Here is a 17887-nt window from a genome sequence, read left to right on the forward strand (position 1 = left end):
TATTCCTCAGGCGCTTAAAGCGAAGTAAGATATGAACTTGCCAGCTTCGCAGGAGAGCAATTCTCTCTTACTGTCCCTTCTTTTCCAGTAACTGATCCAATGGTAGTTCTGTTCGGTAGCGTACCTGTTTGAGGGAGAAGCTACTCTTAATATGATCAATGCCCGGTAGCTCGGTGAGCTTCTTGTCCAAGAACTCCTGGTAGGCCTGTAGATTGGGGACCACGACTCGGAGCAAGTAGTCGAAGTCTCCCGTCATTAAGTAGCATTCCATCACTTCCGGCCATTGGCCTATTACGGATTCAAAATCCTGTAATTCTTTTTTGACCTGGTGGTTGAGGGTAACCTGGATAAAGACGCTCACCGGCAGTCCTACTTTTTCCGGCTCCAGTAAGGTCACGGCACGCTTGATAAAGCCTTGTTCATTCAGGTTCTTGACTCGGCGCGAGCATGGGGAAGGGGAGAGGCAGACTTTTTCTGCCAGTTCAATATTGGGAATAGTGGCGTCCTGTTGAAGAATTTCCAGGATCTTTTTATCGATGGCATCCAGTAAATAGGCCATGGTTTTTTCCGTATCTCATCTTTCTGAACGTATACCGGGTTTCCGGCAGTCTCACTTTCAACCTGGCAAACCGGGTAACCTTCCCGTCTATTCATGTCTCCAGTAAACGGTTGGTTTTTATGAACCGATAATGTGAATTACCTGCTAGCTTCAGTCTTCGAGCTAAGCGTGGTAAAGCCTTTGCCGTAGCGTTGCTGTGAAACGGTTTTGTCTTTGTTATAAATACTCACTCTTACCTACATCCCATGTAGCGACCAACTTAGCTACTTTCGTCACACCCGGTTGCTGTAGCTCTCGGGAGGTATCGGTGGACAGTAGCCCGGGTATTCAGCGCTCAAATGTGGTGGCACATCTGGGCCCTCCCTCTTCGATAGATCCTCCAAAATGTGGCATTTTGAGTGATTTGTTGCCACTAGTTGGCGATCTTTAGCGAGTTGTGTCCGTATTATGCCCTAGTCAGGCCTATTTTGGTATGACCTGCCCAGGCGGCCGATGTTAATTTTAGCGGCTAATCAAAAGCTCTGGTTTGCCTTCAAACTGCTTTACGTCCGCTGAGTTGAAACAAGTGGCCTGCAGATCCTAAGCACCCAGTAGCGAGAAAAGCAATAAAGAATACACAGGTGGTACCCATGGCAATGGTCGAAGGCGATCAGGAGCTTGGCTTTGATACGGAGTATTCCCTTAAAGCCGCATTTACTCGTGAATCTGGCCGGGTCTTTCTGACTGGTATTGACGCACTGGTGCGCCTGCCCTTGATGCAGAAGCGCATGGATGAATTGGCCGGCCTCAACACCGCTGGCTTTATCTCCGGCTATCGCGGTTCTCCCCTCGGCGGCTACGATCAGGCTCTGTGGCGCCACAAGAAGCTGCTGGCAGGGCACGATATTCATTTTGAGCCTGGTATCAATGAAGATCTGGGGGCTACTAATATCTGGGGCACCCAGCTGGTCGATCATTACCGCAAACAGGCAACACGCGATGGGGTCTTTTCGATCTGGTATGGCAAGGGCCACGGCGTAGATCGCACTGCAGACGTATTCCGTCAGGCAAATATTCAGGGTACGGCCAAACTCGGTGGTGTATTGGCCCTGTGTGGCGATGATCACACGGCTGAATCTTCCATGTTCTCTCACAATACCGACCAGATTTTTGAGTCGGTGATGATGCCGCTAATCTTTCCGGCCTCAATCGATGAATATTTGACACTCGGGCTTGCCGGTATCGCCTTATCCCGCTTTTCCGGTTTGTGGGTGGGCTTCAAGACAATTACTGAAACCGTAGAAGCTGGGGCCTCCCTGGCTGTGCCCGGTTTGCCTCAGTTTGTAACTCCCGCAGACTTTCCTGTTCCAGCGCATGGCCTGAATTATGACCCGCACCTCAACTGGCCGGCGGAGCGCTTGGAGTATGAACGTCGTATGTTGCAGGAGCGTCTGCCGGCGGCCCAGGCCTTTGCCTATGCAAATCGCCTGGACAAAACCACCCATAAAGCTGAACACAAACGGTTCGGAATTGTCACTGTCGGTAAGGCCCACGGTGATTTGCTGGAAGCTCTGCAACTGCTCAATTTGAGCGAAGAAGATTTGAACAGAGCGGGCATTTCCATCTTTAAGGTCGCAATGTCCTGGCCTTTGGAGCCCAAGGGCATTGGTGAGTTTGCCGATGGCATGGAACGCCTTTTGGTCGTCGAAGAGAAGCGTCCATTGGTGGAAGACCAGCTTAAAAACCTGCTTTACGGCTGGGAGGATGGACGCCGGCCGAAAGTGATCGGTAAGAAAGACCTGAATGGCGATGATCTGCTGCCCGCTATTTGGGGATTTGGGCCAGATCAGGTAGCCAAGGCGATTGCCCGTTGGCTGTCAGATACTGATCTGGCAGAGACACTGATTCCTCTGGCTGAGAAGCTGGGTGGGAATGTACCAACTAAAGCCTGCGGTTTGCTTGCGCGGGAACCGATATTTTGTGCTGGCTGCCCGCATAATACTTCCACTAAGTTGCCAGAGGGCAGCCTGGGTAGTGCCGGTATCGGTTGCCACATTATGGCGCTGGGTAAAGGCCTGCGCACCGATACTTATTCCCATATGGGGGGTGAGGGTGCCCATTGGGTGGGCCTGCACCGTTTCTCCAGTGCCGAGCATATTTTCCAGAATATGGGTGATGGCACCTACAATCACTCCGGCTTGCTTGCTATTCGTCAAGCTGTGGCCAGCAAAGTCAATATTACCTACAAAATCCTGCTCAACGATGCGGTAGCCATGACCGGCGGCCAGCCCGCTGATGGTGAGGTGAACGCTCCAAGCCTGGCTGCCCAGCTGTTGGCAGAGGGCGTCGGGGAAGTGGTTTTATTGAGCGAAAACCCGGACCACTGGCACGAGCATCGCAACTTGTTACCGGCCCGGATAGAAGTACTGGATCGCTCAGAGCTGGATGCAGTTCAACGTCGCCTTCGTGAGACTCCCGGTGTCACTGCGATTATTTATGAGCAGGTGTGTGCAGCGGAAAAACGCCGTCGCCGCAAGAAAAAGCAGATGGTTGATCCTGCCCAAAGGCTGCTGATTAACCAGCGGGTGTGTGAGGGCTGTGGGGATTGCAGTGTGCAATCCAGCTGTATTGCAGTGGAGCCACTGGAGACACCTTTTGGGCGCAAGCGCCAGATTAACCAGTCCAGCTGTAACAAGGATATGCGCTGTGCCGATGGTTTCTGTCCGAGCTTTGTGACTGTAGAGGGCGGCGAATTGAAAAAGCCACCGGTACAGTCGCTGGCCGAATCCCTGGATTCTGCCATCGCCGAATTACCGGCGGCCCCAGCTGCAGATTTACAGCAGCCACTTAGTATTCTGGTTGCAGGAATTGGTGGCAGTGGTGTACTCACCGTGGCGGCCTTACTGGGAATGGCAGCGCACCTTGAAGATAAAGGCAGCACCACCCTGTATTTCACTGGATTGTCACAGAAAAACGGTGCGGTGGTAGCCCATGTAAAAGTGGGCGCTCGCCCTGAGTCAATTACCACTGCACGAATTCGCGATGGCGCAGCTGAATTATTACTCGGCTGCGATATGGTGACGGCCGCAGGCCAGCGCCCCAAATTTGCCACCGGAAAGATGCGAGCGCTAGTTAATACTGCAGAAGTGCCGGTAGCGGCTTTCGTTCGCAATAATGAGCTGGCATTTCCGGCGGATACCACCCAAGAGAGTATTGAGTCCCTGTGCGCTGAGTATTTTGCCTTCGATGCAAATAAATACGCTCAGGCCCTTTTTGGGGATACTGTTGCCAGTAATCTAATGATTATGGGGTTTGCCTGCCAGAAGGGCCTGCTGCCTATCGGTGAAGCAGCTCTGGAGCGTGCCATCCAGTTAAACGGCGTCGCGGTGGAAAATAACCTGCGGGCGTTCCGTGCAGGGCGCCTGCTGGCGACTGACCCAAGGGCAATTGAAAAACTGGCGGTTCCAGCGCAGCCAGTAAAAATGATTGAGCCCCAAGAGAGTGTTCAGCAGCTGATCGCCCGTTTGGCAGGTGAATTGAGTGAGTACCAAAATGCAGCTTATGCCCATCAATTCACCCGCCGTATTAAGCAGTTACATCAGGCGGAGCTGTCTCTGCAGGGCACATCCGGAGAGTTGACCCGGGCTGCGGCTAATAGCCTCTACAAGGCCATGGCCTATAAAGATGAATACGAAGTGGCGCGCCTCTACAGTGGCGACGATTTCCAGCGGCAGCTGCGCGAGACTTTCACCGGCGATTACACCCTGAAGTTCCATATGGCGCCGCCATTACTGGCCAGGCCGGATGCCAGTGGCACAGTGCGAAAAATGCAGTTTGGTCCCTGGATGGGTAAGTTGATGCCATTGTTGGCACGGGGCAAGGTACTGCGCGGTACCTTTATGGATATATTTGGCTACTCTGGGGAACGTCGCGCAGAGCGCGATTGGGCACGCCAGGTGGCCCTGGCCGTAGAGGGAGTAGCAGCTCAACTCAGAGCAGACAATATTGCCACTGCGCAGGAGCTGCTGGAGATCCCGCTCAAGGTGCGTGGTTATGGTCATGTGCGTGAGCAGAAGTTTGCCTTGGTAAAAGAGCGTTGGCAGGAGCTGTTTGGGCTGTTTGTGGATGGAGATCAGGTTTCGGTGGTGGCATCCTGATAGCCCGGATCTTTCTCTGGCTATATTAACCTGGGCGGAAGGGGATCAATCGGTTGAGTAATAAACCGCTGATCCCCGTGATGGCTACCGGGGCAGCCACTGCAGAAAAGCACAGGCAGTCCTGGTCCTGGGTGGCAATTGGGCGGTGTATCTGGCCAGGTTCGCGATATACAAAATCTCCCGGCCCATAAATCCCATTGTGGTCAGAGAAGCTGCCGTTTAGAACCACTGCAAACTCTGGCCCCCTGTGGTCGTGTTCTGGCAGCTTGGCTCCCCTGCGTAGACGGTGAAAGGCGACTTCATACTCTCTTTGCCCGGTCCTCACCCGACACACTTCTAAATTGCGAGAAGCTTTTCTCCACTTGCTGCTGGGGTTTTTTTCCAGCAACTTGTTCAATACTTTTGGTAAATGTTCCATTGCCGGGACCTGCTTGATTGATAAGTCTGGTTGTCTAGCAGGTTTTTCCAGATCGGTAATCTTTTCCTGGGTCTGGTCGATACGTGCAATTAAGCATTCGAAAGCCTTGGACTTCAGGGGTTGAGCGGGGCTTTGGTTTAGCAGGGAGCCACCCAGGCAATTAAGGCTGTGGTAGTGTGAGCGACAGTCCGCGCACATCTGGATGTGCGCGGCGACTACCAGGCTAGGTCCGCGTGCCAGGCTGCCGGCTGCGTATTCCAACAGTAAGTTATTATCGGGGTGGTGGCGAATCATACGGCGATCACCTGACAAATCGAGCTTGTAATTTCTTCATTGCCAGGCGCACGCGGGATTTCACCGTGCCCAGCGGTAGGCGCAGCTCTTGTGATATTTCACTGTGGGATTTTCCCTCCATGTAGGCCTTTTCCAGGATATGGCTTTGTTCTGCTGGCAGTGCACTTAAACCGTCGGCAATATCCCGCTCATTGCGTTTATGTTGCAAGAAAAGCAGAGGCTGATTTTCCAGAGCCTCATCCCAGATGTCAGCGACATCTATATCGCCTTCCCGGTGCCGATGGCGCTGGTTGCGGCGCAGCATATCGATACGGCAATTGCGCATAATCGTATAGATCCAGGTGCTGGCAGAGGCCTTACTCTGGTCAAAGCTGGGTGCCTTGTGCCATACCTTGAGCATTACCTCTTGCACCAATTCATCAGCTGCTTCGGTATTGAGTGCCTGGGTGCTACGGCTGTGGTGGAAGCCCTTAATCAGTGGAGCGAAGTGCCGAAAAACACGTTCAAATGCCTGCCTGTCACGCTGGGTACCGACCCGCGTGAGTAATGTACTCCAGTCATCTGCACAGTCCTGGGTGGCTCTCACTGCAATTCCATTGCTATTGAGTTTTTGTATCTGCGCCATCTTAGCGCTCTTTGCTGTATTGTCGATACTTACTACGCTCACTGGAAAGGTATGGATGTGGTTTTTTGAAATTTATTTTGTATCTTGCTTGTGATCCATCCTCAGTGGTTGGGCGTAGATTTAAGGGACAGAAGTGCGGGATATTGTGGAAGAGGCTATGAGCAGTCAAACGCTGGTAAAAGAACTTCAGACTTACTACCAAGATTTTTTGATGCGAGATCCAGCGGATTTATCTGCGATATATAGCGATGACGTTGTTTTTCGCGACCCACTATACCGAATTGAGGGGCTGTCGGCGTTAAAAGCGCACTTTGGTGAAATGAGCCGGGGACTTACCCAGTGTCGCTTCCGCTTTGAAGAGGCATCCATCACCCATGAAAGTGCCTGCTTACCCTGGTATATGAACTACTCCCACCAATCCTTGAAAGGGGGGCGGCCGTTGCGATTGCGGGGCTGCAGCTTGGTGCGATTTTCGGATAAGGTATTTTATCACGAGGATTTTTACGACATGGGTGCAATGGTCTATGAGCAGGTGCCTCTGCTGGGTTCCCTGATTCGAAAAATCAAGTCGCGGCTGGGCCAGGGCTGACTGGTGGGTGAAATTCGTGATAAGACTGTATGGATAACCGGCGCCAGCTCTGGTATTGGCCGTGCGCTGGCCCTGCGCCTTGCTCGGCACAATAACTTTGTAATTGCCTCCGCTCGCCGGCGTGAGACATTGGTAGAGCTGCAAAAATGCGCGCCCAGCCGCATCCAGATACTCGACTGTGATGTTGCTGACGATAATGCCATGGCGGCAGTTCCCGCCCGCCTTAATGAGTTTAGCGACCACTTGGATATGGTGATTGCCTGTGCGGGTACCTGCGAATATGACAATGATTTACAGCTTGAAAGTACTATGTATCGACGGGTATTTGATGCCAATTTCTTCGGTGTCATAAATACCTTGCGTACCGCTCTGCCACTGCTGAGTGTAAGCCCTGCCCCGATATTTGCCGCCCTCGGCAGTCTTTCATCGGTTGTCCCTTTTCCGCGTGCGGAGGCCTATGGTAGTTCAAAGGCTGCGCTCGATTATTTTCTGGCATCGGTGCGTGCCGATTCCTGCCATACAAACCTCAAAGTTGTATGTATTCGTCCCGGGTTTGTAGACACTCCACTGACGGCGCGTAACGATTTCGATATGCCTTTTCTAATCAGCCCGGAGCGGGCCGCAATATACATAGAAAGCGGCCTTTCAAAAGGAAAATCAGTAATCGATTTTCCCCGACGTTTGAGTTGGCCTTTACGATTTTTTGGCTTTTTTCGTTTTATTTGGTTTCGTTTTTGCACACCCAGGATAAGTAGGATTCGCACTTTAAGGAAGAATTGATGCGTATTGCCATTATTGGCAGCGGTATCGCCGGACTCACATCAGCTTACTTACTAAGCCGCAGATATGACATAACCCTCTTTGAGGAACAGGAACGCCTGGGCGGGCATACCGCTACTATCGACATACAGGAGGGTGAGCGCCAACTGGCAATTGATACTGGCTTTATTGTATTCAATGACTGGACTTACCCGAACTTTATTCGCTTGTTGGATGAACTCGGAGTTGAATCCCAACCAACTTCAATGGGATTCAGTGTGCGCTGTGATCGGGAGGGCTTTGAGTACGCTGGTAATAATCTGAATACGCTGTTTTCCCAGCGCTCCAACATACTCAGTGCCGGCCACTGGCGAATGCTTTGGGATATTGTGCGATTTAACCGCGGCGCGTTACGTGATTGGCGAGAAGGGCGCTTGCACGATGGCCTGACCCTGGGCGAATACCTTCCTGCAAATGGTTATTCATCAGAGTTTGCCAATCGTTACCTGGTTCCTATGGGCTCTGCAATCTGGTCGGCTAGCGTGTCGCAGATGCTGGAATTTTCAGTCAGCTTTTTTGTACGCTTCTTTTTTAACCATGGCTTGCTCAATATAGTGCGCAGGCCTCAATGGCGGGTGATCAAGGGTGGGTCACGCTCCTACATAGATCCCCTGGCAGCACCTTATATCGACAGAATACGGCTCTCCACTAAGGTTTGTTCTGTGCGGCGTACAGAGCAAGGTGTGAAGTTATTAACTTCTGCCGGTGAACAACATTCTTTTGATGGGGTGATATTTGCCTGCCATTCTGACCAGGCTTTGCGATGCCTGGATGATGCTTCGGTTCGTGAGCAACAAGTCCTCTCAGCAATTCCCTATGCCTGTAACAAGGTAGTTTTGCATACAGATACCGCTCTGCTGCCGAAGCACAAGCTCAGCTGGTCTAGCTGGAATTACCGCTTACGCGCGGAGCAGGATCAGCTGCCAGTTCTCACCTACAACATGAATATCCTGCAAGGACTACAAACAGAAAAAACCTACTGCGTTACGCTGAATGCGGAAGAGCGAATTCAACAGGAGAAAATCCTGGCACGCTTCGAGTATGCCCATCCGCAATTCTCTGTTGCTGGCTCGCGGGCACAGCAGCAGTGGGCCAGTATCAATGGCGTAAACCGTACTTGGTTTTGCGGCGCCTATTGGGCCAATGGTTTTCATGAAGATGGTGTAAATAGCGCTTTGCGAGTGGCCGAAAGCCTGGGGGTTTGCTGGTGAAGGGGAAATTGTAGTGGAGAGTGCCATTTATACGGGCTGGGTACAGCATCGCCGTTTTTCACCTAGGCAGAATCAGTTTCGTTATAAAGTGTTTATGGTGTATCTGGACCTGGCGGAATTGGATAGCTTTTGTTCTCTTTCGCGGTGGTGGTCAACGCGGGGTTGGGCACCGGCGCGTTTTTGCCGGAAGGACTTCTTTGGTGATCCGGTTTTAAGTCTGGATGAGGCCGTGCGCCGTAGAGTGGAAGATGTTTGTGGAGAGCGTCCGCAGGGCCCTGTGCGTGTATTGGCTAATTGGCGTTATTTTGGCTACAACATGAATCCAATCACCATCTATTACTGTTTTGACGGAGAGGGCAATAAGGTACGCTGGCTTTTACTGGATGTGCACAATACGCCCTGGAATGAACGCCATAGTTATGTGTTGGATTGCCGCTCTGGTGCCCGGGTACAGAAAGTGGCATTTGCCAAAGCTTTCCACGTTTCCCCTTTTATGCCGATTACCCAGGGATACCGGTGGCGCAGTATCACTCCAGGAGATCGACTGACGGCTTATCTGCAGAATTTTGACACGAGTACCGGGGGAGAGAGTGAGCGCCCTCTATTTGATGCTGTACTGAGCTTGCGTCGCCGTGAAGTGAGTAGCGCGGTGCTCAATAGTATCCTGATCCAGTACCCATTCATGACCGCAAAGGTAATAGCCACAATTTATTGGCAGGCGCTGAAATTATGGATTAAGCGCACCCCCGTTTTTTCCCATCCGGGTAGTAAGCGTGGGACTCAGGGAGGAGAAGAGCAACTATGAAAGTCATACAACAGGTCCAAAGGGAAGAGAGTACTTCTTTAGCGGGGCTATCAGAGTCATGGATGGTTCGCCTGGCCCGCAGGCTAGTGTTGAGTAAGATGCGGGTAATTGATAGGGGGCATTTGCTTATCGAGGAGGGAGTTAATAAATATCGATTTGGCCAACCTATAGATCAGGCCTGTGTTCGTGCACATATAAAGGTACTGGATGGCAGTGCATACGTTCAGGTGTTACTCAATGGCACTATTGGTTCTGGTGAAGCCTACATGCAGGGGGACTGGACTTCACCGTGTCTTCTGAGTGTAATTCGTTTGATGGTCGATAACATGGATCTGATTGAGGATATGGACGGGCGTTGGAGTCAGTTACCACGAATGTTCCTGCGAGGTCTGCATCGATTAAACTCGAATAATCCTAACGGTTCGCGTAGGAATATTGCTGCACACTATGATCTGGGTAACGAATTTTTTCAGCTTTTCCTCGATAAGACCATGCTCTATTCATCGGCAATATTCCCCTCAGAGAAAACGCCGCTATTTGATGCCTCAGTACACAAAATGGGGCATATTTGCCAAAAATTACAGCTAGAGGCCAATGACCATCTACTTGAGATAGGAACCGGCTGGGGCGCAATGGCCATCTTTGCCGCAAAACACTATGGGTGCCGGGTAACTACTGCCACTATTTCTGAAGAGCAGTATGACTATGCCCGAAAGTGGGTACAAAAAGAGGGGCTGCAAGATAAAGTTTCTGTGCTCTTACAAGACTACCGTGATTTGCAGGGAAGTTTCGATAAATTGGTTTCTATTGAAATGGTGGAAGCGGTAGGGCATGAATACCATCGTAAGTTTTTTTCTACTTGCAGCCATTTGCTTAAAGATAATGGTTTGATGGTGATGCAGGCCATTACCATTCAGGATCAACGTTATCAGCAATATCGTAAAGAAGTGGATTTTATCCAGCGCTATATCTTCCCTGGTGGCTGCTTGCCATCAAACCAGGTGGTTGCTCACCATGTGGCGACAGCCACGGATATGCAGATGGTCGATCTGGAAGATATTACCATCCACTATGCACATACTATTCGCCACTGGCGCGAGGCTTTTTTGAAGCAGGTGGATGCAATGCAAGCCCTTGGTTTTGATGAACGCTTTATTCGTATGTGGGAATTTTACCTGTGCTATTGCGAGGGTGGATTTATGCAGAGAGTGATCAGTGCCGCACAGTTTATTTTTGCCAAGCCGCGGTTTCTCGGTAGCTTTTGAAATGTGGCGATTTTTCGCCAATGCCATACTGTTTGATATAGCATGGCCTCTCTGTGTGATTGTTGCCCGCCCCTGGATTGTAGTGCCTTTTACTCTGGTTAATTTAAGTATTCACCTGCTTTTCATAGCAAATCTGCGCAGGGAGCCCCTTTGGTTAGCGGGCATCTTTCTTTTTGGTGTGGGGGTGGACTCTGTGCTTTTCCATATTGGTGTGTTGCGCAATCTCAGTGGTAGCTCCTGGCCGCCGGTCTGGCTGATTTGTCTATGGTTGAACTTTGCTATGACACTGCGTTATAGCCTGGCAGTGCTGCAGCGTAATTTATGGCTGCCTGTCTTACTAGGTGGGATTTTTGGACCTTTCAGTTATTATACCGGCGCTTTACTAAACGGTACCGTGGAACTACACCGGCCCTTATGGCAGTCAGTTATGGTGCTGTCAGTACTATGGGCTGTGATGTTGCCGGTTTTTGTTCGGTTGGCACGTGCTCTGAATACGGCATCCAAATAGTTACTCTGTTGCCTCACTGATGGCCGGGCTAATCAAATATTTCTATGGGGTGAACTATGTTAGAGCTGCTGGCTGCCCTGGCGATATCAATGGCAGGCTGTGGCTATCAAGGCCAGACCTCTGCAACGGGCCTGGCATTCGATCCAGAAAACCACAGCCTTGAATACTGTGAATATTATCTACCCGCTGAAAATGGCCAGGTACAGGTGCTGTATTTTTCAGCTCAAGGGCAATTGTTTGCTAAAAAGACATTACTGGATCATACCGGTAACCCTCATGGTGGCACGACTATGCCGGAAGTTATACAAACCGACCTTCGCCACGGGGAAGTACGTGAAGTGCGAAGGGAGCAGGGGCAATGGTTGATGCGCTACCGTAAGTCCGGCCAGACAGGTTGGAAGAGTGTAATGCGAGAGCGGGAAAGTATCGATGTGGTAGATGCTGGCTTTGATGTATATGTGCGTGAACACTGGCAGGCATTAGTGCGTGGTGACGTCCTCAAATTCAATTTTGCCTCTCCAATGCATGGGCGGGCAATCAAGCTGAGGGCGCGCAAAGTAGCCTGTAATCAAAACCAGCTGGAGAATACCTGTATCCGTGTGGACGTAGCCCAGCCATTGTTGCGACTGTTTGCCGGCGATCTCGACTTAGTTTATGACAAAGTCAGTCGTAAATTGCTTAGGTTTGAGGGGGTAGTTAATATTCTCGATTCAAGGGCACAGAGCCAACGCTTGAAAATCTTTTACCAGTACCAATCATTAGGCGGATCATTCTAAGTAAAAAGCAGCCGGGTTAACCATCTGTAATGATATATATAACTTAATCCTTGGAGTAGACCCTGCCCTAAGGTGTCACTATTTATTGGTTTAAGGGAGTGTGGCTAGAGAATGGATTTCAAGCAGGTTAGCTATTTTCTTGCGCTGGCAGATACGCTGAACTTTACTCGTGCCGCTGAGCAGTGCCATGTGTCGCAGCCAGCTTTAACCCAAGGTATTAAAAAGTTAGAAGAGGAACTCGGTGGGAATTTAGTACACCGTGAAGGCCGATATATTGAGTTGACAGAGCTAGGCCGTAGTTTACGGAGCAATTTTGAACAAATTGATCATACTCGGCAATTGGTCAACTTAACAGCCCGCGCAATTACAGCTGGGGAATCTGGTGAGCTAAATATTGGGATCATGTGTACCATTGGGCCGCAAGCTCTGGTGGGGATGTTGGGTCAATTTCGATTAAATAATCCTCAGATATCCGTGGTGATTCATGATGTCGCACCACCAGCTCTGGGAGAGCTATTGTTGACAGGTAATCTTGATGCAGTGTTTTGTCTGCCGCAAAGTGTGGCGCATTCACGAATACGCTTCCTGAAATTATTTCAGGAACCGCTGGTTTTGGCTTGTCCTCCAAACCATAATTTTTTAAGCCGAAAGTCTATCTCTATTTCTGATCTTGCCAATCAACCCTATGTTGAGCGTTTACATTGTGAATTCCGTCAGAAAGGCCAAGTGTTCAATAGAGAGCAGGATCTGGAGTTGGATATTGTATTTCGTAGCGAGCGAGAGGACTGGATTCAATGCTTGATTAGAGAGGGAGCAGGAGTCAGTGTGATTCCTCTTTACTCATTAATTAAGCCGGAGCTTGACTACCTCCCAATTACAGACCCACCATTATCTAGAACAGTAGGTCTTGCTACTACCAATAATTCTGTTTTGTCCCCAGCTCTTGAAAAATTTATTGCTGCTACATCTGGGTATGATTGGAGCTCTTTGGAAGCTAAGTGGTCAGATGATATTGTGAAGCTTTCTGCTGAGACTACTTAGCTTCTGGCAGCTTGAGTGGGGAAATCAGTGGCCGATAGAGATCCATAAAGACCATATCTTCTGTGGCATTGGCCATATGGCAGCCTGCGCAGGAAGAGATATCCATTGCTTCTGTACTGGCAGCATATGGGGGAGCATGGTGACCAAAGTTAAAATATCCCCATCCCCTGGACTCTGGAAATCTTGTTGAATCTTTTACAGACACGTCCATGCCGTTAACTTTTCCGGGAAAATAACCGCGACCGGAGGATTCGTAACGCGAACCATCGGCTTCTGTTGCTTTTCCTCCGGTAAGTTGCAGCTCTTTTAACATGATCGTTCCTTCGGGCCATTTACCATGATCCCGATAGTATTGAAAGGCTTCTGGTTGGACATAAACATTATGGTATTCTGGAAAGCTGGCATTGCCCCCGTTTAGTCCATTTGGGGTTATTGGCGAACCAATAAATACCCAGCGGCGAAACTCTTTTGGTTGAATTAACTCCAGTTTATTATCATCTGCCCACTCTGGTTCAATAATAATGTGCTCATAACTATTGGCAAATACTGCAGGGGAGTTTTTATAGTCCTCGCTTGCCGAAGTTATTGAAGAGTAAATAATCGCAGCCACAAAGACTACCTTTTTCAATATGCCGTATTCCATTCTTAGTATCCTTCAACCATTTTCAGGTGTATCACCAATGGATTTTGTGAATCCATCAATTAACTGTGAATATATGGGAGAGTTTAAAAAATGCCCAATAAGCATATGAAAAGTATTAATAAGTGATGCTTATAGTTTGAGAGACTTTTCCTGAGTGTATTTTCTTATGTAGCCAATACGAAAGTGGACGGTCTACCGCGTATGATAAGTTCTACCCTCCGAATGCTTGCTCCTGGAATTAAGGTGAGGTCCGGGTTTTCCTGTCTGCAGGGTCACACTTTTCTCCTCTTTTAGTGCTTCCTCGCTGGCGCCAACTTCAACTGAGAGCTAAACCTAAAGTAGAAATACGTGACAGCACCTCTGTCTCTAAGCACTAGCTGGAAGGGGTATCCGATGAATACTGGTATTACCGCCACTGCTGGACTCTGTATAACACTTCTTATTGGCTGTGCCGCCCAGCCGGAGCAGGTGCCTGGTGCTGGAGGAATTGTGATCGACACCTGGGGTGTCAACATGAATCAATACCAAATGGATCTTTCCGAGTGTAAGGGGATTGCCTACTCCACCTATAGCGATCAGGGCCGACGAGGCTTGGCCGGAGCCGCTGGAGGCGCAGTAGTAGGTGGGGCGCTTGGAGCTATTGTGGGTGATAGTAGCCGAGCCGCAGCAGCAGGAGCTGGTGCCGGAGCACTGGTTGGCGGTCTCTCCGGTGCGGGGAGTGCTGGGGCTGAGGCTGACCAGATCATCAAGAATTGTCTGCGCGGCCGAGGTTACCGCGTACTGAACTAAGTTCTATCACAGGAATTAGCCAGGTTTTCTCGTAGGTCCTCTGAAATTCAGCAACCTCACAGGACTTGGCTTGGGCCGGGAATATCCCGGCTCTTTTTTGTTTGGATGAGCACTGGTTTTCTGTGGTGGGAACCTGAATCAGGTTAACAGTAACGGGAGTACCTTATGCCGGAGAACAGTACCATCAATGCTTATGCAGTAATGGAAGCCGGCGGTCCCTTTCAGCCCTATCAGATAGAGTTGGGTGAGTTGGGCGCGACGGAAGTTGAGCTGGACGTACTCTATTGTGGCGTTTGCCACAGTGACCTCAGTATGATTGATGATGAATGGGGAGTATCCAAATACCCTATGGTTGCGGGCCATGAAGTCATTGGTCGAGTCGTAGCGGCGGGGAGGCAAGCTAGCCATTTTAAGCCTGGCATGGTAGTGGGATTGGGTTGGAATTCTGGTTATTGTGAGACCTGCCACTCATGCCGTTTGGGTAACCACAACCTTTGTGCTGAAGCGCGCTTTACCATTCTGACTAATGGCGGCTTTGCAGATAAGGTCAGGGCTGACATGTGCAGTCTTGTGATTATTCCTGAGGACATCGACTATGTCTCTGCGGGCCCTTTATTGTGTGGTGGAATTACAGTATTCAACCCATTAGTGCAGTTCAACATCAAGCCTACTGATAAAGTTGCAGTAATTGGCATTGGTGGACTAGGGCATTTGGCGCTCATGTTCCTTAATGCCTGGGGTTGTGAAGTAACCGCTTTTACCTCCAGTGAGCATAAAAGAAAAGAAGCACTATCATTGGGGGCCCATAAAACCCTCAACTCCCGTGATCCTGATGAGATCAAGTCTGCTTCAATGAGCTTTGACTTCATTATCTCTACAGTAAATGTCAATCTGGAGTGGGATCTTTATTTGCAAGCGCTAAAGCCTAAGGGGCGTTTACACTTTGTCGGTGCCATTGTAAATCCAATACAGTTTACACTCTTCCCAATGATATTTGGCCAGCGCTCCATCTCCGCATCTCCGGTAGGTAGCCCAGCTACCATGGAAACCATGCTCGACTTTGTCGCTCATCATCAAATCAGGCCCCAGGTGGAAATATTTCCCATGAGCCAGATTGAAGAAGCGTTCAAGCACCTGAAATCTGGCAAGTCTAAGTATCGGATTGTGTTGTCTGGAGAGGGATAGAGTACAGCTGGATAGCTGTAATCAAGTGCTTTCTCTGTGTGGGTCGATATATTGACCATTAAATATGGGGTTTTTTACTGATGCTTTTCATCGATGGAGGTGTGCAGCCCCTAGTAGACTAGCTTCTGTTTAAACCGCGTGTCCAAATTAAGAATTAACGCAACTAAATTAGCTGCTGCTGGTTTTTGCGCGGGTAAAGAAAACGGTGGGATTAGGGCAGGCTCATTTTATATTTTTATTCTCTGCATAAATAGCTTTTTTGCCTTGATAAGTTTTGTAAAATCTCAGGTGAGCTTCATAAGAAAAGGTGTCTGATCTTGCTTTATAATCCTTGATCCAGCGTGTCAGCATATCAAGATTTGAATCCTGTGCCTCTTTGGATTCGTACTTATGTGGCTCCCAGGGTCTATTCCTGGCATTTTCTATACACTGTTCTATGCTGAGATCCATAAATATTATTTCTGTGGATTCTTCTACTAGAAGTTCAAGTAAATCGGTGTAGCATCCTTCTACCACCCAGTTTTCATTTTCCCTTAGAAAAACCTCTATCTTAACTCGGGATTCTTCTAAAGGCATTCTCTGGGGAGGGGAGGTGGGTAGCCATGCCAAAACATCCAAATCCAAATGAGCTAATCCTTTGTTATTTGAAAGGTGCTTAGCTAAGGTCGATTTGCCGGAACCAGAGTTTCCAAAAATTAATATTTTGCTCAATTGAAAATTCTATCTCTGTGATGAATAGGGTATTAAAAGGTAGGATCTTTAATGTATATGCTATCAGTAAGTATTGATTAAGGCCACCAGTAGTTGCTCTTTCAAGTGCGCAGATAGTAACAATAAAGCACTGGCCGATCTATACATCGGCCAGTGCTAATATTTAAGTAATGTCTTTCCTGTGCCAGAATTAATCAGCTTTATGGTTGTACAACTGTTGCTATAGGGTATTTCTAGCCAGAACTCCCTTGGTCATAGCTAAATGCTCATGCTGAAGATTATAGTTGATTCCGTTGTTTGGTGAGAAGCCATAATGCTCTGCAAGTGCTGTCACTAGTACGTAGGTATAGAAGTCGCAAATTGATGTGTCGCCACTAAACTTATCTGCCGCTTTTAATAGATCTTGTTTGTTTTCAGTCAGTTGCTGACCAGTTTTTTGAAACTTCATATAATCACGTGTATCACTATACATCCAGGCAATAATAATCGTGTTTCCCACGGCTGTTGGTGCAAAAAGACCCACCACGTTAGAGGCGATCGCCAAAAAATCTCGCCGGATCATTTTATAGTATTCCCTCCAGGATGTGTTCTGTGAGGCCAGGTTACTTCTCAAGCCTTTAAGTGCGATAATTGTTGCCACAACTCCATTGATCTTTGATGAAATATCATTGACGGATGACGCTAACGAAGAGGCTGAAATTGCAAAATTAATACGCCTATCTTTTTTAAGAGCATTGTTTTTATCGATTTCTTTATCTATTTCTTTCGTGAGGAACGCCGTAGAACATAACCGCTGATAATCCACTGCAGCGATCCTAAAGCGGTCTCGTAAGTTATCAAGTTGTGCAATTTGGCTGGCAGGTACTCTCGAAGTCAGGTATTCCCTGAGAAAGGAGTGGATGGCCAGGATGCAGCTCGCTTCACTGTTAAGGTCGTTCCAATAAACTTGTCCATCCGCAGATCGCTCTCGACCAGATTTATAGTTATTGGCGACATCCTTATTAATAATTTTGGTCCAGGCGTCATAGCCTTTGGAGCAAAATTCAACCATCTCTTCTATTTTGGTATTAGTGAAAACGTCTGCACCCATGATTAGTCCCTTTGTCAGGTGGAGAATTTAAAGTGGAAGTCGGCACTCAGTTATATATGATGTTCTGGAAGGCCAGTTATGATGAGCAGCATAGGAGTAGTACCATAATTTGACTCCTATATGTCTTAGCCTTAAGACGGTTTAAAGGCTAACGTGGTTTCTCATGGGAATAGCCAAGGCCCGATAATCAGCTTCTACATTACCATACTTCCCTGATAAACCTATTACTCGCAGGCACATCCCAATAGTGCAGCTGATTTTCTATATTTCTTTGCCTTAGATAAATTGGTTTACGTAAACTAACCTTCATTGAGCATGGCGTAAGTTGGTACTTGAATACAAAAAGCGATTGGCAGATTTTTTTGTACGATCGTACGGAATGTGTCTGCTGCTCTATTCATTAAGCCAGAAGGCCAGTAGTCT

The 17887-nt window shown here is 48.8% G+C and carries 17 protein-coding genes; 11 read left to right on the forward strand and 6 right to left on the reverse strand.

The genetic code is table 11. The features are described 5' to 3' along the window. Nucleotides 1-67 precede the first annotated feature (67 nt). Complete coding sequence (locus ABWV76_RS02865; RefSeq protein ID WP_020414988.1) at nt 68-559, reverse strand: Lrp/AsnC family transcriptional regulator; 492 nt, start codon at nt 557-559, stop codon at nt 68-70. A gap of 629 nt (nt 560-1188) precedes the next feature. On the opposite strand from ABWV76_RS02865, the gene ABWV76_RS02870 reads away from it, so the two are divergent. Further along, nucleotides 1189-4695 (forward strand): indolepyruvate ferredoxin oxidoreductase family protein, encoded by a 3507-nt coding sequence (locus ABWV76_RS02870; RefSeq protein WP_353375167.1) that lies wholly within the window; start codon nt 1189-1191, stop codon nt 4693-4695. Between the two features lie 25 nt (nt 4696-4720). On the opposite strand, the gene ABWV76_RS02875 is transcribed toward ABWV76_RS02870, so the two are convergent. Next, a complete protein-coding gene (locus ABWV76_RS02875) occupies nt 4721-5407 on the reverse strand; it encodes a ChrR family anti-sigma-E factor (protein ID WP_020414990.1) in 687 nt (228 codons plus the stop codon). A gap of 7 nt (nt 5408-5414) precedes the next feature. Further along, nucleotides 5415-6032 carry a sigma-70 family RNA polymerase sigma factor gene (locus ABWV76_RS02880; protein ID WP_020414991.1) on the reverse strand — a complete coding sequence of 206 codons (618 nt, stop codon included), beginning with the start codon at nt 6030-6032 and terminating at the stop codon, nt 5415-5417. Between the two features lie 157 nt (nt 6033-6189). Here ABWV76_RS02880 and ABWV76_RS02885 point away from each other — a divergent pair, with 157 nt between their 5' ends. The 8 genes from ABWV76_RS02885 to ABWV76_RS02920 all read left to right on the forward strand — a co-directional run bounded on the left by ABWV76_RS02885 (nt 6190) and on the right by ABWV76_RS02920 (nt 13046). After that, nucleotides 6190-6621 carry a nuclear transport factor 2 family protein gene (locus ABWV76_RS02885; RefSeq protein ID WP_040629362.1) on the forward strand — a complete coding sequence of 144 codons (432 nt, stop codon included), beginning with the start codon at nt 6190-6192 and terminating at the stop codon, nt 6619-6621. 3 nt (nt 6622-6624) lie between these two features. After that, nucleotides 6625-7401: an SDR family NAD(P)-dependent oxidoreductase gene (locus ABWV76_RS02890; RefSeq protein WP_353375168.1), complete on the forward strand. Its 777-nt coding sequence runs from the start codon at nt 6625-6627 to the stop codon at nt 7399-7401. Next, on the forward strand, nt 7401-8651 hold the full coding sequence (locus tag ABWV76_RS02895; RefSeq protein ID WP_353375169.1) for an NAD(P)/FAD-dependent oxidoreductase: 1251 nt from the start codon (nt 7401-7403) through the stop codon (nt 8649-8651). Before ABWV76_RS02890 ends, ABWV76_RS02895 begins: the two co-directional genes overlap by 1 nt. A gap of 13 nt (nt 8652-8664) precedes the next feature. Next, nucleotides 8665-9456 (forward strand): DUF1365 domain-containing protein, encoded by a 792-nt coding sequence (locus ABWV76_RS02900; RefSeq protein ID WP_020414995.1) that lies wholly within the window; start codon nt 8665-8667, stop codon nt 9454-9456. Beyond that, a complete protein-coding gene (locus ABWV76_RS02905; protein ID WP_020414996.1) occupies nt 9453-10721 on the forward strand; it encodes an SAM-dependent methyltransferase in 1269 nt (422 codons plus the stop codon). The genes ABWV76_RS02900 and ABWV76_RS02905 overlap by 4 nt, the downstream gene beginning before the upstream one ends. Nucleotide 10722: 1 nt before the next feature. After that, nucleotides 10723-11229, forward strand: coding sequence for a DUF2878 domain-containing protein (locus ABWV76_RS02910; RefSeq protein WP_353375170.1), 507 nt, complete (start codon nt 10723-10725; stop codon nt 11227-11229). Nucleotides 11230-11285: 56 nt separating this feature from the next. Continuing rightward, complete coding sequence (locus ABWV76_RS02915; RefSeq protein ID WP_353375171.1) at nt 11286-12005, forward strand: hypothetical protein; 720 nt, start codon at nt 11286-11288, stop codon at nt 12003-12005. A 111-nt stretch (nt 12006-12116) separates the two neighbouring features. After that, complete coding sequence (locus ABWV76_RS02920) at nt 12117-13046, forward strand: LysR family transcriptional regulator (RefSeq protein WP_353375172.1); 930 nt, start codon at nt 12117-12119, stop codon at nt 13044-13046. Here the strand turns inward: ABWV76_RS02920 and ABWV76_RS02925 are convergent. Next, nucleotides 13039-13689 (reverse strand): cytochrome P460 family protein, encoded by a 651-nt coding sequence (locus ABWV76_RS02925; RefSeq protein WP_020415000.1) that lies wholly within the window; start codon nt 13687-13689, stop codon nt 13039-13041. The genes ABWV76_RS02920 and ABWV76_RS02925 overlap by 8 nt on opposite strands. A 393-nt stretch (nt 13690-14082) precedes the next feature. Between ABWV76_RS02925 and ABWV76_RS02930 the strand changes: the two genes are divergently transcribed. Further along, the gene (locus ABWV76_RS02930; RefSeq protein WP_020415001.1) at nt 14083-14478 is read left to right on the forward strand and encodes a hypothetical protein; all 396 of its coding nucleotides are present in this window, start codon (nt 14083-14085) and stop codon (nt 14476-14478) included. Nucleotides 14479-14643: 165 nt separating this feature from the next. Next, nucleotides 14644-15663: an NADPH-dependent aldehyde reductase Ahr gene (ahr, locus tag ABWV76_RS02935; RefSeq protein ID WP_020415002.1), complete on the forward strand. Its 1020-nt coding sequence runs from the start codon at nt 14644-14646 to the stop codon at nt 15661-15663. Nucleotides 15664-15885: 222 nt separating this feature from the next. On the opposite strand, the gene ABWV76_RS02940 is transcribed toward ahr, so the two are convergent. Next, nucleotides 15886-16374, reverse strand: a complete 489-nt coding sequence (locus ABWV76_RS02940) for an AAA family ATPase (protein WP_020415003.1) — start codon at nt 16372-16374, stop codon at nt 15886-15888. A 220-nt stretch (nt 16375-16594) separates the two neighbouring features. After that, the gene (locus ABWV76_RS02945) at nt 16595-17464 is read right to left on the reverse strand and encodes a hypothetical protein (RefSeq protein ID WP_020415004.1); all 870 of its coding nucleotides are present in this window, start codon (nt 17462-17464) and stop codon (nt 16595-16597) included. Between the last annotated feature and the right edge of the window lie 423 nt (nt 17465-17887).

Origin of the sequence: Microbulbifer sp. NBRC 101763 (genome assembly GCF_040371615.1) — a bacterium.
In the GTDB taxonomy this organism is placed as follows: domain Bacteria; phylum Pseudomonadota; class Gammaproteobacteria; order Pseudomonadales; family Cellvibrionaceae; genus Microbulbifer; species Microbulbifer variabilis.

Coding starts and splice junctions, on each gene's coding strand:
- ABWV76_RS02930 (WP_020415001.1), top strand. CDS start 14,083: ATGAATACTGGTATTACCGCCACTGCTGGACTCTGTATAACACTTCTT.
- ABWV76_RS02885 (WP_040629362.1), top strand. CDS start 6,190: ATGAGCAGTCAAACGCTGGTAAAAGAACTTCAGACTTACTACCAAGAT.
- ABWV76_RS02870 (WP_353375167.1), top strand. CDS start 1,189: ATGGCAATGGTCGAAGGCGATCAGGAGCTTGGCTTTGATACGGAGTAT.
- ABWV76_RS02865 (WP_020414988.1), bottom strand. CDS start 559: ATGGCCTATTTACTGGATGCCATCGATAAAAAGATCCTGGAAATTCTT.
- ahr (WP_020415002.1), top strand. CDS start 14,644: ATGCCGGAGAACAGTACCATCAATGCTTATGCAGTAATGGAAGCCGGC.
- ABWV76_RS02880 (WP_020414991.1), bottom strand. CDS start 6,032: ATGGCGCAGATACAAAAACTCAATAGCAATGGAATTGCAGTGAGAGCC.
- ABWV76_RS02895 (WP_353375169.1), top strand. CDS start 7,401: ATGCGTATTGCCATTATTGGCAGCGGTATCGCCGGACTCACATCAGCT.
- ABWV76_RS02875 (WP_020414990.1), bottom strand. CDS start 5,407: ATGATTCGCCACCACCCCGATAATAACTTACTGTTGGAATACGCAGCC.
- ABWV76_RS02925 (WP_020415000.1), bottom strand. CDS start 13,689: ATGGAATACGGCATATTGAAAAAGGTAGTCTTTGTGGCTGCGATTATT.
- ABWV76_RS02920 (WP_353375172.1), top strand. CDS start 12,117: ATGGATTTCAAGCAGGTTAGCTATTTTCTTGCGCTGGCAGATACGCTG.
- ABWV76_RS02905 (WP_020414996.1), top strand. CDS start 9,453: ATGAAAGTCATACAACAGGTCCAAAGGGAAGAGAGTACTTCTTTAGCG.
- ABWV76_RS02910 (WP_353375170.1), top strand. CDS start 10,723: ATGTGGCGATTTTTCGCCAATGCCATACTGTTTGATATAGCATGGCCT.
- ABWV76_RS02945 (WP_020415004.1), bottom strand. CDS start 17,464: ATGGGTGCAGACGTTTTCACTAATACCAAAATAGAAGAGATGGTTGAA.
- ABWV76_RS02915 (WP_353375171.1), top strand. CDS start 11,286: ATGTTAGAGCTGCTGGCTGCCCTGGCGATATCAATGGCAGGCTGTGGC.